The 16427-nt window shown below is 67.0% G+C and carries 13 protein-coding genes; 6 read left to right on the plus strand and 7 right to left on the minus strand.

Annotated elements, in window-relative coordinates; genetic code table 11:
- The 3 genes from KDH83_RS22700 to KDH83_RS22710 form a co-directional block, all read right to left on the minus strand.
- Positions 1-3329, minus strand: a 3329-nt coding sequence (locus tag KDH83_RS22700; protein ID WP_212320079.1) for an FG-GAP-like repeat-containing protein, incomplete at its 3' end; no start/stop codon positions are given.
- A 35-nt stretch (positions 3330-3364) separates the two neighbouring features.
- Complete coding sequence (locus KDH83_RS22705) at positions 3365-3949, minus strand: Vps62-related protein (RefSeq protein WP_212320081.1); 585 nt, start codon at positions 3947-3949, stop codon at positions 3365-3367.
- 505 nt (positions 3950-4454) lie between these two features.
- On the minus strand, positions 4455-5501 hold the full coding sequence (locus KDH83_RS22710) for a P1 family peptidase (RefSeq protein ID WP_103275966.1): 1047 nt from the start codon (positions 5499-5501) through the stop codon (positions 4455-4457).
- A gap of 228 nt (positions 5502-5729) precedes the next feature.
- On the opposite strand from KDH83_RS22710, the gene KDH83_RS22715 reads away from it, so the two are divergent.
- The 3 genes from KDH83_RS22715 (at position 5730) to KDH83_RS22725 (ending at position 8029) form a co-directional block, all read left to right on the plus strand.
- Positions 5730-6512, plus strand: a complete 783-nt coding sequence (locus KDH83_RS22715) for an amino acid ABC transporter substrate-binding protein (RefSeq protein WP_212320083.1) — start codon at positions 5730-5732, stop codon at positions 6510-6512.
- Positions 6513-6617: 105 nt separating this feature from the next.
- Positions 6618-7277 carry an ABC transporter permease subunit gene (locus tag KDH83_RS22720; RefSeq protein ID WP_103276637.1) on the plus strand — a complete coding sequence of 220 codons (660 nt, stop codon included), beginning with the start codon at positions 6618-6620 and terminating at the stop codon, positions 7275-7277.
- Positions 7274-8029, plus strand: a complete 756-nt coding sequence (locus KDH83_RS22725; RefSeq protein WP_212320085.1) for an amino acid ABC transporter ATP-binding protein — start codon at positions 7274-7276, stop codon at positions 8027-8029. Before KDH83_RS22720 ends, KDH83_RS22725 begins: the two co-directional genes overlap by 4 nt.
- A gap of 3 nt (positions 8030-8032) precedes the next feature.
- Here the strand turns inward: KDH83_RS22725 and KDH83_RS22730 are convergent, their stop codons facing one another.
- The 3 genes from KDH83_RS22730 to KDH83_RS22740 all read right to left on the minus strand — a co-directional run bounded on the left by KDH83_RS22730 (position 8033) and on the right by KDH83_RS22740 (position 11854).
- Positions 8033-8734 carry an SDR family oxidoreductase gene (locus KDH83_RS22730; protein WP_212320087.1) on the minus strand — a complete coding sequence of 234 codons (702 nt, stop codon included), beginning with the start codon at positions 8732-8734 and terminating at the stop codon, positions 8033-8035.
- A 34-nt stretch (positions 8735-8768) separates the two neighbouring features.
- Positions 8769-10091, minus strand: a complete 1323-nt coding sequence (locus KDH83_RS22735; protein ID WP_212320090.1) for an MFS transporter — start codon at positions 10089-10091, stop codon at positions 8769-8771.
- A 137-nt stretch (positions 10092-10228) separates the two neighbouring features.
- On the minus strand, positions 10229-11854 hold the full coding sequence (locus KDH83_RS22740; RefSeq protein ID WP_349291656.1) for an FAD-dependent monooxygenase: 1626 nt from the start codon (positions 11852-11854) through the stop codon (positions 10229-10231).
- Between the two features lie 75 nt (positions 11855-11929).
- Here KDH83_RS22740 and KDH83_RS22745 point away from each other — a divergent pair, with 75 nt between their 5' ends.
- Positions 11930-12874 carry a LysR substrate-binding domain-containing protein gene (locus KDH83_RS22745; protein WP_249205284.1) on the plus strand — a complete coding sequence of 315 codons (945 nt, stop codon included), beginning with the start codon at positions 11930-11932 and terminating at the stop codon, positions 12872-12874.
- A gap of 49 nt (positions 12875-12923) precedes the next feature.
- Here the strand turns inward: KDH83_RS22745 and KDH83_RS22750 are convergent, their stop codons facing one another.
- Positions 12924-13595 carry a peptidoglycan DD-metalloendopeptidase family protein gene (locus tag KDH83_RS22750; RefSeq protein ID WP_212320094.1) on the minus strand — a complete coding sequence of 224 codons (672 nt, stop codon included), beginning with the start codon at positions 13593-13595 and terminating at the stop codon, positions 12924-12926.
- A 319-nt stretch (positions 13596-13914) separates the two neighbouring features.
- On the opposite strand from KDH83_RS22750, the gene KDH83_RS22755 reads away from it, so the two are divergent.
- The gene (locus tag KDH83_RS22755) at positions 13915-15210 is read left to right on the plus strand and encodes an MASE1 domain-containing protein (protein WP_212320096.1); all 1296 of its coding nucleotides are present in this window, start codon (positions 13915-13917) and stop codon (positions 15208-15210) included.
- Positions 15200-16427, plus strand: a 1228-nt coding sequence (locus tag KDH83_RS22760) for an alpha/beta fold hydrolase (protein WP_212320098.1), incomplete at its 3' end; no start/stop codon positions are given. The genes KDH83_RS22755 and KDH83_RS22760, both read left to right, overlap by 11 nt.

Consider the following 16427-nt stretch of genomic DNA (forward strand, 5'->3'; position numbering starts at 1 on the left):
GTCGTAGGCGTGGCGACGCGACAGCTCCGCGGACGCACCGGCCCCTGGCGGCAGGCTGCGCGGCCAAAGCCATCCAGGGCCACGATATGCGTGAAGCCGTTGGCATCGCGCTCCGCCACCCTGCTGCCGAATCGCGGGTCGTAGCCGCATTCCAGCGTCAGCGAGACCCCCTGTTCGTTGGCCGGCGCGATGATCTTCGCGGGGTAGGTGTGGTAGACCGTCTCGTATTCGAACCGCGTCGTCGCGCCGCCCGGGCGCGTCTGGGCCGTGAGATTGCCGCGCGCGTCGTGCTCGAGTTGCGTCTTCAGGAACACGTCATTGATGTTGTCCCAGCGGCTGATGCTGCGCACCGAGCAGGTCCCCGGCGCGTAGATGCATGCCGTGAGCCGGTAGTCCCCGGGCCGGAACACAGACGGATCCCCGTCGCCGGCATTGGCCGAGAGTTTCTCGAACAAGGGATAGCCCAGCGCCCAACGGCCGCGCGGGCCAGCGGTGTCGTTCTGGAACTGGCGATGCGTATGGACGACCTCGTCGGTGGCCAGCGGCGCCACGGCAGGAAACGCGCCGACCGGGTTGACGGCATCCGGATCGATCCAGCTCACGTAGCCGTGCCAGACGCTGCCAGTTGGATTGCCATAGGCGTCGTAGCGATGGCTGGTGGCCACCGCGTAGTCCTGCGCGCCCCCTTCGTAGTGCCAGGCCAAGGCCCCCATCTTCCGGACTTCCTGGACCTTGGCCGTGGCCGTCGGCTGCACGGCCTGGTAGACGTGGACAGTGCGGCCGAGGCGCCGCACGGTGACCTTTCCGTCGGAACCGGTCGTATCGACTTCGGCGCTTTCGCCAGCCAGGCGGCCCTGGTACGGGAAATCCTGCAAATAGCGCTGCACCCGCAGCAAGCCGGTTTCCAGGTCCGCGGTGGTCACCTTGGCAAACCCCTGCCACCCCCGGCCGGTCAGCCCGATGCGCGCGTCCTCGTATTGCATGGCGAAGCGGCGCTCGTAGGCATAGCGGTTCATCTTTGCGTCGCTGGACAGGGTGTATCCCGAGACCACGCATATGGCCCGGCCAATCACCTCCTGCGTCGGGAACTGTGCCGGCGATAGATGGGCGACGTAGCGCCGCGCGCTGGCATTGGGATAGGCGGCCGGCGCTCCGGGACGATAGACCGCGGGATTGCTCAAGGTCGAATACGTGATGGAAATCACGCCACCCAGCGCGTTGGTAATCCGGTGGACCAGGTCCGGAATATCCCCCTTCGATGTTAGGGGCTGAACCTGCATGCGATTCTGGTAATCCACGTATGTGTACAACAGGTCCGCCTTGCCGTCTCCGTTTGCATCTCCAACCAAATTGGCGAGCGCCGCGAAGGTGGCCTTGGTGTTGACCTCGGCAGCCAGACGAAATCGCCCATCGGGCATGGAATCGTATTCCGTCGCGTGCAATACACCGCCGACATCCCGCCAGCAATTGACAAGGCAAGTCTGAGCACCACCGTTCACACCCATCGGCAGCAGGCTGGACGCCGATACGGTTTGCCCAGGGAACATCGACGGTGGCCGCGCCACGAAACCGCCGTTCGCATCAGACAGGAATGACTGGATGATCAGCGCCGACGCGGACTGACTAACCTGGACCAAGTCCACGACGCCGTCGCCATTGGCGTCGGCCGGCATGATTGCCACCTGATGCACCGTGGACACGCTCAGGTTCGAGGATACCGCCTTGGAAAACAGCCTGATGCCGTTCGAGGCGCTTTTGTCGCCCTGCGAAACGAAAGCAGTGGTGTTCAACATCTGGTTGAGGTCGTTCCATAGCAGCACCATGTCAACCATGCCGTCGCCGTTGACATCGAGCGCCAACAATGAATCGCGGCTCGCAGGCGCCTGCGACTGCGTTACCGTCGTGCACGCAGGCGTACTAAACACGACACCACCGTCTTGCTGTTTCGACAGATAGGTGTCGAATGCAAGTTGCCCCAACCTATTGCGATAAGCGACAACCAAGTCCGTGCAACCGTCGGCGTTCACGTCAATGGCGTAGACATTGATCCACCCCTGCTGCCACGGGTCCGACGTTATCGTGGTTCTCGCTTTGGCAAAAGTCTTACCTGTCGAAAGGAATACATCGAAAGCCAGCAACCCCTGCCGCGGATAGGCGATCACCAAGTCCATCAGGCCATCGCCGTTGAAATCTCCGGGAAATATCTGATATCCGTCCTTCCTGTAGCCACCGAACAGGCACGCGTTGCCAGCTGTGTACGTCGTGCATCCATTCCTCACACTGGCCAGAAATGGTGTAGCTTGCAGCAGCCCGTCGCGGTCCGTGCTGATCTGCACGATGTCAGTAATGCCATCGCCGTCGACATCCATCGGGATGGTTTGCAATATGCTGGTGCCACTCAACAAGGCACTGGTGGGTTGCGCGATATCGAAGCCCGGCTCCTTGATGTCTTGCCATTCGGCACGAACCAGCTCCAGCCGCTGCCCGTCGGCACCGACGGCCGTGACGGATTCCAGACAGCTCAACCCCGTCGCCGTACCGCTGCGATAGGCCAGGGCATACTTGCGCACTGGTACGTCGCCAGCCAGCGATACCGTGATCGAATCCAGCAGATATGATGTGGTGACGGCATGGCCGCCCAAATATGTGTGCAGCACGTCGGGCCGGATCACCGGACCATAAGTAAAGTCGACATAGCGGTTGGCGGCCAGGTCCGCGCGCACGGTGTAGGCGATACGGGACAGATAAAATGCGCCGGTATCCTGGCTCGCCGCCACCGGCGTTTTCGTATATTGGTATTCGACCCGATTGCCATGCAAGTCCTCGGTCGCCGCGAGCGCCCAGACTCGGACGTGCAGGGTGCCTGTGGCTAGGATGAGACTATCCGGCGTGGTGCCATACTCGCGTTTAGACCCATTCTTCAGGTAAACGACGAAGCCTTCCAACGGCGTCGACCCGGCAACGGCCTTGGACCATTCATGGATTTCGGTGTAATACACCGTGCCCGGCTGTCCATATTGGCCATCTACCGCGATCAACCGCTGTCCGTCGAGCACATATCGGTCGTCCGGACCATAGTCGATGCGGCCATTGAACCCGTCGACATCCCACGTGGCCTTGCTGCGTGTGATCGCCGAGAGTCCCGCCAGACTCCATCCCACGCCCACCACGCCATTGCCCTGATGATGCCCGTAGGCAAGGCCAAGGCGTGGATGGGCGCCCGCGATGCCGGGTGGCACGTCGATGGGCAATACGTATGTCGCTTGCCCATTGGCGTCCACCTCGAACTTTCCCTGCCGCATGCCCGCGGAGGATGTGATTGGAGCCATGGCGGATCTCCTCAAGCATCGATCGATACGGACTGCTACATCACGACGTCATACGCCGGCGCGGAAGGCGGATAACTGGTCTCACTGACGGTCGCAAAACAAGTCTTTGCATTGGGCAGCAGCCAGATGCTCACATCGGTTGGCGCTTTGGACCCATTATCCGTCCATACCAGATTATCCCCATCGACCGTGATGCTCTTGCATAAATCATGCCTCACACACATCAGGCCGAGATAGTCGGTGACAACCGGCGGAGTGTTGAAATCCGGAACCGCGATGCAGCCGAGCCCGATATACCCCGGAGGGGCCTGTATGTTGTAGATTCCGAGATTGCTGGATTGATCGTGGTCGATGCAAGTCCAGGCCTGAACAAAACCCTGTGGCGGCTTCAACGGTGGATTCGGATTTCCCAGAGGGGTCTTGGTAGGCTTGACAATCACTTGCGGCCCGCTGGGCACGTTGTAGTTGGGAGCACCAAAAAAACCCAAATAACACCATTCCCCCCCAGGAAGAACGGGTTGCCAGAAAGATATACCCGATGTCGCCCCCGATCCCTTGTCCGTTATGGGTACAGGAACAAAATCGCTTGTCGTTGAAAATATCAAGGCAGAATCAGGCATACATACCTCTCGAGAAAAAATGGGGAAATTTCACATGACGAGCGGCATTGCGGCAGTGCTTGATTTAAGGCCTCCGGCAAGATTAAAGGCGGCCGAAGTGGCATCAGCATTCTCCTGGCGCGCTTGACCAGAGGCTGCTGATGCCGATGAATATACCGATTAATCTGCGAGGACTTCAGCCTGATTTGAAAATATATCCGCGCATCGGAATGAACTGTGGATTTTCAGCACATTCACCGATTCTCACGACAACGAGATTATTTGCGCCATGCGTCATAATCCGGATATGTATTCATCCATATTTCTTGTGCGTATTTTGGGTATTTTTATTATCCACACGCACATCGACGTGGCATGCCATGCACGCCAGCTGCCCGCGCCGCGCAACCGAAGTCACGGCCTGGAGGTAGCTCAGCCAGCACCAACCTAATCGGGCCGCATTACCCCCGCGGGCCGGGTCCGCGAACCCGGCCCGCGGACGGCCGACACATCGCGCGCGGACGCTCTACCCGATGAAATCCACCGCCGCCGGATAACCCTCGATCGCGCGCGCCGCCAGGATCGCGCGCTGCACCGCCAGCGCCGTGGCCTCGGCGGCCAGCACGCCCAGCAGCATCACGTTGGCGGCCTTGTCCGACACGCCCGTGCCCAGCGCGAAGATCGTGTCGCCATCCAGCATGGTGTGGATGGGATTGATGGTGCGGGCCAGCCCGTCGTGCGCCATCTGCGCCATCTTCTGCGCCTGGGCCTTGGTCAGCTTGACGTCGGTGGCCACCACGCCGATGGTGGTGGCCGCGCCGGCGCGCATGGACTTGGGCAGGTCGCCTGCCAGGATCGCCGCGCGCGTGTCCAGCAAGGCGCGCCCGTCCGCCGTGCGCGCGCCGGCCAGGATGCGGCCGTTGGATGGATCGAGCACGTCGCCGACCGCGTTGACCGCGATCAGCGCGCCGACCGTCACGCCGCCGACCGTCAGCGACGCGCTGCCGATGCCGCCCTTCATGGCGCGCTGCGGACCGTACAGCTTACCCACGGTGGCGCCGGCGCCGGCGCCGACGTTGCCTTCCTGGACAGGGCCGGCACTCGCGGACTTGCAAGCCTGGTAGCCCGCCGCCGCGTCCGGCCGCACCGAGGCGTCGCCCACGCCCAGGTCGAACAGGATCGCCGCCGGCACGATGGGCACGTGAGCCACGCCCACGTCGAAGCCGATCTTGCGCTCTTCCAGGTAGCGCATCACGCCGCCGGCCGCGTCCAGGCCGAACGCGCTACCGCCGGCCAGCATCACGGCGTGGACCTTCTCGACCATGTTGGACGGATTGAGCAGGTCGGTCTCGCGCGTGCCGGGCGCCGCGCCGCGCACGTCCACGCCCGCCGTGGCGCCGGCCTCGGCGATGATCACCGTGCAGCCGGTCGGCCGCCGCGTGTCCGTGTAGTGCCCGACCTTCAGGCCCGGGACCTGGGTGATCGACCCGCCGCCCGGCGTCAGCCGTAGTCCTCCCCCGCCCTGCGCGGGCACGCTGCCCGCCAGCGCGGCCGCGCCTGCCGCCGCCATCATGAACTTCCTCCTGTTCAATCGCTGTTCCACATCGTCTCCTTGGGGTGCTGCCTGCGTGGCTCCGGAAAGCCGGGTTTCCGGAGATTTTCGTTATATCTGGAAGTTATATTTTCACTATTTCTTATGCTTTGTGGAAAAATAGACGCGTTGTTAGAGTGCGGCTACGCTGGAGTGCGCCCTGAACCACAGGCCGCTCCTCCAGGCCCCCATACCCGTGGAGCATCGCCAATGAAACTCTTCCGTACGCTGTTCGTCGCCGGCCTGGTCCAGGTCGCCGCCCTCTCCGCCGCCCACGCCCAGTCGGGCCTGGACCAGATCAAGTCCGCCGGCGTGCTCAAGTTCGGCACCGAGGGCACTTACGCCCCCTTCACCTATCACGAGGCATCGGGCCAGCTGGTCGGCTTCGACGTGGACATCGGCCGCGCCATCGCGCAGCGCCTGGGCGTGAAGGCCGAGTTCGTCGAAGGCAAGTGGGACGGCCTGATCGCCGGCCTGGACGCCAAGCGCTACGACGCGGTCATCAACCAGGTCGGCATCACCGACGCGCGCAAAGCCAAATACGATTTCTCGGACGCCTACATCTCGTCCGCCGCGGTGCTGATCGTGCGTGACGACAATACCACCATCAAGTCCTTCCAGGACCTCAAGGGCCGCAAGTCCGCCAACACGCTGACCAGCAACTTCGGCAAGCTGGCGCAGCGCCACGGCGCCGACCTGGTCGCCGTGCAAGGCTTCAACGAATCCATCGACCTGCTGACCTCCGGCCGCGTCGAGGCCACGGTCAACGACAACCTGTCGTACCTGGACTTCAAGAAGCAGAAGCCCAACGCCAAGGTCAAGATCGCCGCCACCGACAAGGCCGCCGAGTTCAGCAGCTCGGGCGTGTTGCTGCGCAAGGGCAACCCCGAGCTGGTCGCCGCCATCAACAAGGCCCTGGCCGACATCAAGGCCGACGGCACCTACAAGACCATCTCGGTCAAGTACTTCGGCACTGACGTGTCGGCGCAGTAAGCCGCGGGTCCGCCCATGACGCTACCCACCTGGTTGCAGGCCGCCCTGCCCGACGCGCTGCTGGCGCAGATCAATGGCTGGGCGGCGCCGGCCTGGGCGCAGCTGATGGCGGACTCGTTCTGGCCGCTGCTGCATGCCGGCCTGGTGTTCACGGTGCCGCTGACGCTGGCCTCGTTCGCGCTGGGCCTGGCGCTGGCCTTCGTGGTGGCGCTGATCCGGCTGTTCGGCCCGGCGCCGCTGGTGGCGGTGGTGCGCTTCTATGTCTGGCTGGTGCGCGGCACGCCGCTGCTGGTGCAGCTGTTCGTGATCTTCTACGGCCTGCCCAGCGCCGGCATCGTGCTGGATCCGCTGCCCGCCGCGCTGATCGGCTTCACGCTGAACGTGGGCGCCTACAACTCCGAGGTCATCCGCGCGGCTATCGAATCGATCACCAAGGGTCAATGGGAAGCCGCGTATTCCTTGAGCATGACGCGCGCGCAGGCCCTGCGCCGCACCATCCTGCCGCAGGCGGCGCGCGTGGCGGTGCCGCCGCTGTCGAACTCCTTCATCTCGCTGGTGAAGGACACCTCGCTGGCCGCGGTGCTGACCGTGCCCGAGATCTTCCAGGCCGCTCAGCGCATCGCCGCCGTCACCTATGAGCCGCTGATCCTCTACACCGAGGCGGCGCTGATCTACCTGGCATTCAGTTCCGTCCTGTCGGCCCTGCAGGTCCGCCTGGAGCGGCGCTTCGGCCAGCATGCCGTGTTTTCCGAGAAGAACCGATGATCCGCCTGGAAAAGATCGAGAAAGCCTTCGGCGGCAATCCCGTCCTCAAGCAGGTTGACGTGGCCATCGCCGAAGGCAGCGTGACCGCGCTGATCGGCCCGTCGGGCAGCGGCAAGAGCACGCTGCTGCGCTGCGTGAACCTGCTCGAGACGCCCGACCGAGGCACGCTGTCCATCGGCCCCGAGACCGTGCATTTCCAGCCCGGCCAGAAACTGGGCCGCGAGCAGGTGCTGCGCGTGCGCAAGCAGACCGGCATGGTGTTCCAGAACTTCCAGCTGTTCCCGCACCAGACCGTGATCGGCAACGTCATGGAAGGGCTGGTCACGGTGCAGAAATGGTCCGCCGACCGCGCCCGCGCGCGCGCCGAGGAGCTGCTGCGCAAGGTCGGCATGCAGGACAAGGCCGACGCCTGGCCGGCCAACCTGTCCGGCGGCCAGCAGCAGCGCGTGGCCATCGCCCGCGCGCTGGCGCCGGCGCCGCGCGTGCTGCTGTGCGACGAGCCGACCTCGGCGCTGGACCCCGGCCTGGCCGCCGAGGTGGTCGAGGTGCTGCGCCAGCTGGCCGCAGAAGGCATGACCATGCTGATGGCCACGCACGACCTGCGCCTGGCCGCCAGTGTGTCACGCGAAGTGGTGTTCCTGCTGGACGGCGCGGTGATCGAATCCGGCTCGTCCAAGACCGTGTTCACGCAGCCGCGCGACCCGCGCACGGCCGCCTTCATCTCCACGCTGACGCAGGAAGCGGGCGGCTGAGGCCTACTTGCCCAGCGTCATGCCGCCGTCGATGGTGACGACCGCGCCGGTCATGAACAGGAATGGCGGCTGGGCCAGCGCGATCATGGCCGCGGCGATCTCCTGGGTCGTGGCCAGCCGGTTCAGCGGATGCATGGCCGCCAGCTTGCGTTCGTCCAGTTCGCCCGCCTCGATCGACCGCTGGATCATCGGCGTCTTGACGTAGCCCGGCGCCACGGCGATCACGCGGATGCCATCCTCGGCCCATTCATTGGCGAGCGAGCGCGTCAAGGTCGCCACGCCCGCCTTCGACACCGCGTAGTGGGCGCGGCCCTTCATCATCACCATGCCCGCCACCGACGCGATGTTGACCACCACGCCGCCGCGCGCGCGCAGCACCTCGTACAGTGCATGCGCGCAGTGGAACGTGCCGTTCAGGTTGACCGCCATCACCTGAGCCCATTCGGCAGGATCCTTGCGCGCGACCGGATCGCGGCTGCCGGCGATGCCGGCGGCATTGATCAGCAGGTCGACGCCGTCGAGGCGGGACGCGGCGGCCGCCACCGAGGCGTAGTCGGCCACGTCCACCGTCGGCTCGCCGTCAGCCGCGTGGCGGTCCCACACGACGACGCGCCAGCCCTGGTCGCGCAACTGGCGCGCGCACTCCTCGCCGATGCCGCTGGCGCCGCCGGTGACGACGGCGATCCGGGTTTGATCCTTGCTCATGGTCCTGTCTCCTTGTCTGTTCCTAAGCGCGTGTTCAGGCGCGCGATGGCGCGGCCGCCCGACGCGCGCCGCCGAGATTGCGCACGCAGACGATCGCCAGCGCGGCGCTGGCCAGCGTCGTCAGCGCGAATATCCGCGCGGCCAGCGTCCACTGCCCGCCGGTCGCCTGCATGACCCAGCCGGTCAGGGTCGGGCCGAAGAAACCGCCCAGCGAGCCGATGGTCGTGACCAGCGCCAGCGGCCCGGCATGGGCGCCGATGCGGTTCTGCAGCGCCGTGTTCAGCGGCCCGTAGTAGGCGATGGTGTAGCCGGTGATGATGGACACCGCGGCCAGGAACAGCGCCAGCGACACGGTCGCCGCGACGGGCAGCAGCAGGAAGCCGCCGCTGCCGATCAGGCAGACCACGGCCAGGTGCCAGCGGATGTCGCCGCTGCGTTCGCTGCTGCGCCCGACCACATAGCTGAAGGCCAGCGCCACCACGTTCGGGATCATCAGCAGCGCGCCGATTTCCAGCGGCGTGATGCCGTACAGGTTCTTCAGGATGGTCGGCAGGAAGTACGCCAGCGCGAAGGTGGCCGCATAGGCGCTCAGGAGGATCAGCAGCAGGCCCCACAGCAAGGGCTGGCGGAACACGGCGAAGCCGTGGGTCCAGGGCAGGCTCCCCGCCGGCTGGCGCGGCGCGGCCTCGGCCTCCATCACGGCGCGCAGGCCGCGCCGCTGCGCGTCGCTCAGCCAATGGGCCTCTTCGGGCGTGGCGGGCAGGAAGCGCAGGATCAGCAGGCCCAGCAACACGGTGGGCAGGCCCTCCAGCAGGAACAGCCAGCGCCAGCCCTGCATGCCCGCGTCGATCTTCAGCAGGGCGCCCGCCAGCGGGCCGCCGAATATCATGGCCAGCGGCAGCGCCATGATGAACACGGCGTTGATCCGGCTGCGAAAGCGCGGCGGGATCCACGATGCCAGATAGAAGTTCACGGCGGGGATGAAGCCGCCTTCGGCGACCCCGAGCAGGAAGCGCAACACGTAGAACGACTTCACGCCCTGCAGCGTCGCCATCAGGCAGGACACCAGCCCCCAGGCCAGGAACATGAAGGCCAGCCAGCGTCGGACGCCGAAGCGCTGCAGCGCGAGGTTGGCCGGCACGCAGACGCCGGCGTAGCCGAAAAAGAACAGGCCCGCCCCAAAGCCGTAGGCAGCCAGTGAAATATCCAGGTCGTTGCCCATCTGCAGCTGGGCATAGCTGATGTTGGTGCGGTCGATGAAATTGAGCAGAAAGCCCGCCAGCAGCAGCGGCAGCACCCGGCTCCTGAACAGGGCGACGGCCTGTGCCGCCGCGCCGATATCTTCGTTTCGCAGCATGGTTGTCTCCTCGAGCTTCCGGCTTGCGGGCTATGCGCCTCGTCAATGGTGAAGTGAAGCGGAGCACACGCCGGGAGGGGCTCCGCCGCGCGGGCCTCGCCCCGCGCGCATGCGTTTTGGCTGTCGCGTTGGAGATCTCAGGCCCGCCCCGGCGTCGTCCTGCCGGCCGCCCGCGCCAGCACGTCTGCGCCCGGCCAGGCATCGCCGCGCCAGGCCACGTGCTGGTCGGGGCGGATCAGGGTCAGGCGGGCCGGATAGAGGCTGGCGATCGCGCCTTCGGCGGGCTGGATCGCGGTCAGCGGGATACCCGCGCGCCGGGCGTCGGTGAGGGCCGCCTCGATGTCGGTCGACCTGGCCGAGGCCGCCAGCAGCGTGTAGCCCTGGCCGAAATGGTCGTACAGGGAACTGCCGTCGTGCAGCCAGGCATGCGGGGCGAGCGCGCCCGGCCTGGAGGTCGGCACGTAGTTGATGAAGTCCGGCTCCGGACGCGGGCCGGACTCGGATGCGATCACTGGCGAATCCTCGTACTGATAGCCCAACACCACGCCCAGGGTGGAGAACTCGCGCATCTTGACGGCCTGGATGCGGCCGCCGACCTCGCGCCGGATCCGCTGCCCTCGCTCCCCCTCGTCCTCGATGCCCTCGGCCAGCAACTGGTTGCCCAGGACCGCGTGGTTGCGCTCCGCCTCGTCCATCACCCATTGATGCACCGGACGGCGCTCGGCCTCGTAGCTGTCCAGCAACGCCGGCCCTGCCCAGCCTTGCAGTACGGCGGCCAGTTTCCAGCCCAGGTCCACACTGTCGGCGATGCCCATGTTCATGCCATAGCCGCCGAAGGGCGGATGCAGGTGGCAGGCGTCGCCCGCCAGGAACACCCGTCCCTTGCGGTAGCGGTCTCCCAACAGCTTGCTGGCGACCCATTCATCGCTGCTCAATACCTGGTAAGGCAGGTCTATGCCGGTCGCGCGCGCGATCTGCGCCCGCGCATCGGTCGCGTCGGCCTGCTGCGCGGCGTCGACATGCGTGGGCATGAAGAACCAGGTGTCGCCGCGATCCATGGGGCCGATCAGGCTGGGCGCGTCGCGGTTCACCTGCCAGTACATGATGGCCGGCCCGTGACGGTGCGCGCGGTCCAGGCCGGGCGCGCGGAACACGATATTGCGGTTGCGCGACAGGCCGTATTCACCCTGCATGCGGGTGCCGATCAGGTCGCGCACCCGGCTGCGCGCGCCGTCGGCGCCAACCAGGTAGTCGGCGTGGACCGACGATTCCGCGCCGCCCGACAGATCGCGCAGCCTGGCCCGCACGCCGCCCTCGTCCTGGCTCAGGTCCAGCAGTTCGCAGCAGAAGCGGATCTCGACGCCCGGCAACGACTGTGCGTGCTCGCGCAGCACGCCCTCGACCGTGTATTGCGGAATCCATTGCGCATGCTCGGAATACAGCGGATTGCGTCCGGGCGCGCAGTACATGGCGTTCTCGTGCCTGGCCAGTTCGAAGCCGGCCAGGCGCGTGCAGAACACCACATTGGACGGGTAATCCACGCCCAGCGGCGAGGTGGCCCGCAGTCGGTCCGCGATGCCCCAGCGCCGCAGGTGCTCGCGCGTGCGGACATTGGTGGTCTTGGCGCGCGGCGCGTATCCCACCCGGTCGTTGCGCTCGACCACCAGGCAGGCGATCCCGCGCTGCCCCAACTCGATCGCCAGGCTCAGGCCTGCCGGCCCGGCGCCCACGATCAGAACCCGTGGCGATGCTTGCTGTTCCACTCTGCCGTCTCCCTGGTCGCCCGCCATGTTGCGGGACTGCGGCGTATCTTAGATAGCCCCCATCGATACAAAAAGATGGCAGAATCTCCAGACCGATATCAAATCCGCATCACCCTGACCATGAAGCTGAACGCGCTGCGCGATTTCCTGGCCGTCGCCGAACGCGGCGGCGTGCGGGCGGCGGCCCGCCACCTGGGGCTGGCGCAGCCGGCGATTTCCCGCAGCATCGCGGAACTGGAAAAGGAACTGGGCGCGGCGCTGTTCGAGCGCCACGCCAAGGGCGTGCAGCTCACGCCGGTCGGGCAGGCCTTCCTGCGCCGCGCCACCGCCATCCACCATGAGATCCAGCGCGCCCACGACGAGGCGGGCCAATTGCGCGGGGCCGTCAACGGACGCGTCACGCTGGGCATGTCCACCGCCCCGCACCTGGAACTGTTCCCCGACGTGCTGCCGGCGTTCCGCGCGCGCTTTCCCGACATCCACCTCGAAGTCGTAGACGGCGTCTACCCGCTGGTCGAGGGCGCGCTGCTGGACGGCTCCATGGATTTCTACGTCGGCCCGGCGCCCGCGCGCGTGCCGGGCGAGCTGCGGGTCGAGAAGCTGTTCGACAATACCCGCGTCATCCTGGGCCGCAAGGGCCATCCGCTGGCGCAGGCGAAATCGCTGCGCGAGCTGGCCGACGCCCACTGGATCACCACGTCCATCACCCACAAGGCCGAGGAAGAACTGGGCCCGCTGTTCGAGAAGCATGGCCTGCCCGCGCCGAAGCTGGCGATGCGGGCGCAATCCGCGCTGACCTTCCTGACGGCGCTGCCCAGCTCGGACCTGCTGATGATGCTGCCGGTCCAATGGCTGCGCTACCCGCTGCTGCGGGACACGTTCCAGGAAATCAAGGTCAGGGAGAAGCTGCCCGCGCCGCCCGTGTGCATCGTGCAGCGCACCGGACTGCCGCTGACGCCAGCGGCCGAACACTACTGCACGCTGCTGCGGCGCGCCGCCGGGCACATCCGGAAGCGCTAGCGCCCGCTGGCGCTCAGGCAAGCGTCGACAAGACGCCCCGGCCGCGCGTTCAGCGCGGCGGCAGCGAGCCGGCCGGATCCACCGCCTGGCCGTCGTAGCGCAGCTCGAAATACAGGCCGACCTGCTTGCTGTCGCTATTGCCCATTTCGGCGATCTTCTGGCCCTGGGTCACGCGCTGCCCTTCCTTGACCAGCAGCTTGCTGTTGTGCGCGTAGATGCTGAGGAAGCTGGCGTTGTGCTTGACGATCACCAGGTGCCCGTAGCCGCGCAGGCCGCTGCCCGAATAGGCCACGGTACCGGCGGCCGCGGCCACCACCGAGGTGCCCGAGGCATTGGAGATCACGATGCCGTTCGAGGCCGAGCCGTCGTAGCCACGCGTCACCTTGCCCTGGGCCGGCCACACCAGCGAGATCGCGCCCGGCGGCGCGGTGCGCCGGCGCGGCGGCTGCGCCGTGGCCTGGCGTCCGCCGCCCGACGGCTTGGCGCGCGCCCGGCTGGGCTGGGACGTGGCCTGCTGGCCGGCCGGCGCCTCGACCCGCAAGGTCTGGCCGACTTCGATCGCGTTGGAATTCGACAGCTTGTTCCAGCGCACCAGGTCGCTGACGCCGACGCCCTGCTTGCGCGCGATCTGCGTCAGCGTGTCGCCCGACTGCACCCGGTAGTAGCCCGGCTGTACCTTGGTCGTGCCGCAGGCCGCCAGCAAGGCCAACAGCGCCGCCACGCAGGCAACGCGTATCCAGGAAACCAGGCGCGGATGAGGACTGGCCCGATCGGAAACGGGCGCTGAAAAGGCGGGATGCAGAGCGGTCGGCAAGGGCACTGAAGACGGGCGGCGAAGACGGATGTGGAACCGGAGGCGCACCCCGCACGGGGCGCGCCCCTGGACGCAGGCAGGCCTTAGCGTACCAAGATTTTAGGACGCCGGCGCGGCCCGCCCACCGCATGCTTCCCCCCAAGGCCGTGTATAACGCGCAAAATGGGGAGAGGACGCAATCTCGCCGGAATAGACCAATAAGACACGATCGCTCGCAAGGATAGCCATGGGCCAGCCCGACACCCGACCACGCCAGCCGCTCTGCCTGCTCTGGGCCATCCCCTATCTGCTGTGCGCCGCGTTCTCGCATCTGTTCAACGACCCGGTCAGCCATGCCAGCTTCGTCTGGCTGCCTTCGGGCGTGGCGGTGGGCGCCTACCTGCTGACGGCCCGCCGCCACTGGCCGATGCTGATGGCGGGCCTGTTCTGCGCGCAGCTCATCCTGACCTTCATCTGGCGCGGACAGGCCGCCACCGCGCTGGTGTTCGCCATCACGGCGGCGCTGTCCTCGCTGCTGGCGGCCTGGACCGTGCAGCGCCTGACGCCGCGCGAGGGCGACGTGGGCTTCGTGGCGGCGCTGCTGGCCGGGGCCGTCGCGGGCGCGGCCAGCAGCGCGCTGCTGGGCGGCGGCTGGCTCTGGCTGGCGCACGAGGCGCACGCGCTGCTGCGGCTGCGCAACTGGGTCTCGTCCTACCTGGCCGGCGTGCTCATCATGACGCCGGCGCTCCTGGGCCTGGCGCATTTCCGGCCGCGCCGTTCCGGCGGCCCGCGCGCGCGTGATCTGGCGCTGGGCGCCGTCGCCTACGCGCTGCTGATCGGCGCCGCCTTCATGACCTTCGACGGCGACATGATCCGTAACCTGCCCTATGTCGTCACCTTCGAGCTGACCTATCTGCCGCTGGTGTTCGCGGTGCTGGTCGCCCTGGTCTGGGGACCACTGGGCGGTTCGCTGGCCGTGGTCACGCTGGCGTTCATGGTGCTCTACCAGAGCGGCCAGGGCGAAGGGCCGTTCGTCACCCCCGACAACCCCTGGCAGGCGCTGCTGGCCACGCAGGCCTACCTGGCGGCCACGGCGCTGCTGGTCCTGCTGGTGAACACCCTGCGCAGCGCGCGCGCCCAGTCGCTGGAGCGCGCCGAGCAATGGCGCGGCCGCTTCGAGCTGGCGCTGGCCGGCAGCCATCAGCTGATGTACCGCTACAACCCGCAAGACGGCTCGCTGGAACTGGCCGGCGACGTGCAGGCGGCGCTGGGCGCGCCGGCCGACGCGATACGCGACCTGGATGCGCTGCTGGCGCGGGCCCATCCAGATGATCGCGCCCGCCTGTCGCTGCACTGGGCCGCGCGCCGCGCCGGCACGCAGGACATGACGCCGCTGCTGTTCCGGCTGGCGCATGGCGCGGGCGGCTGGCGGCTGATCAGCGACAAGGGATCGCCGCTGGCCGATTTCGATGGCAGCGTCGCCGTGGTGGCCGGCATGTGGCGGCTCGGCGAGCTGGAGCCAGGAACAGGCGATGTCCGCTGACACCGACACCGGCGCCCTGCTCATCCACGGGCTGGGCGGCACGCAGTACGACCTGGGGGCCATGCACAAGGTCCTCAAGCGCGCCGGCGTGGAGACCCATGCCCTGACGCTGCCCGGCCACGGCGCCACGCCGGAAGACCTGATCGGCGTGCGCGCGGAATCCTGGCTCGACGCCGTCACCGCGAAATACCGCGAAGTGGCCGGTCGCCACGACACGCTGCACGTCATGGGCATGTGCCTGGGCGGGCTGCTGGCGGTGGAACTGTGCAAGCGCGAAAACCACCGCAAGGGCAGGCTGGTGTCGCTGGCCGCCCCCGTGTTCATCGACGGCTGGAGCACGCCCTGGTATCGCGGCCTGCGCCACCTGGTCTACCGCATTCCCGGACTGGCCGCCGGCATGCGGGTCGAAGAGGAAGAGCCTTATGGCCTGAAGAACGAGCTGGTCCGCTCCATCGTCAAGGCCAAGTTCGAGCGCGGCGAGAACTTCCACTACCGCTGGGTGCCCCTGTCCTGCGTACAGGAGGTCGACCGGCTGCGCGGCTGGGTCATGCGCGGCCTGGACGCCATCGCCTGTCCGACGCTGATCATGCACGCGCACGAGGACGAGCTGACCTCGGCGCGGTCGGCGCGCTTCCTGCGCGACGGCATCGCGGACAGCCGCCTGGTCCTGCTGGACAACAGCTATCACATGATCTGCGTGGACAATGACCGCGATCGCGTCGCGGCGGAGGTGCTGAGCTTCATGGACCGGGCCGCCGAAGCTCCCCAGCCGAGCCGGCTGCAATCGCTGGACGGCGAGGACGCGCAACGCCTGCTGACGGCCTACCGCGAGTCGCTGCGGGCGGGCGAGTTCGAGACCCTGTTCCCCCTGTTCGCCGACAACGTGGTCTGGACCGAGGAAGGCGACAGCCCGCTCAGCGGCGTCTATCGGGGAAAAAGCGCGCTGATCGATCTGTTCTCCCGACTGATGGACTATTCGCGCAACACGCTGCGCATCCTCGAGGTCGGCGCGCCGGAGCTGCGCGGCCGCGCTTTCGCCATGCCGCTGCGCTTCCAGGTCCAGGACGGTCCCGGCCTGCAGGAAAGCGGCGCGACACATACGCTGCGGCTGCGCGCCAATGTCATCACCCGCGTCAATTCCGTGGCCGATGATCCGCCGCGCGCGGACGCGCTGTGGCGCAGGCTGGCGGCCGCCAGCCTGCGCCACAGCGCGTCCG

Source organism: Achromobacter sp. Marseille-Q0513 (genome assembly GCF_018195695.1).
In the GTDB taxonomy this organism is placed as follows: Bacteria; Pseudomonadota; Gammaproteobacteria; order Burkholderiales; family Burkholderiaceae_B; genus Achromobacter.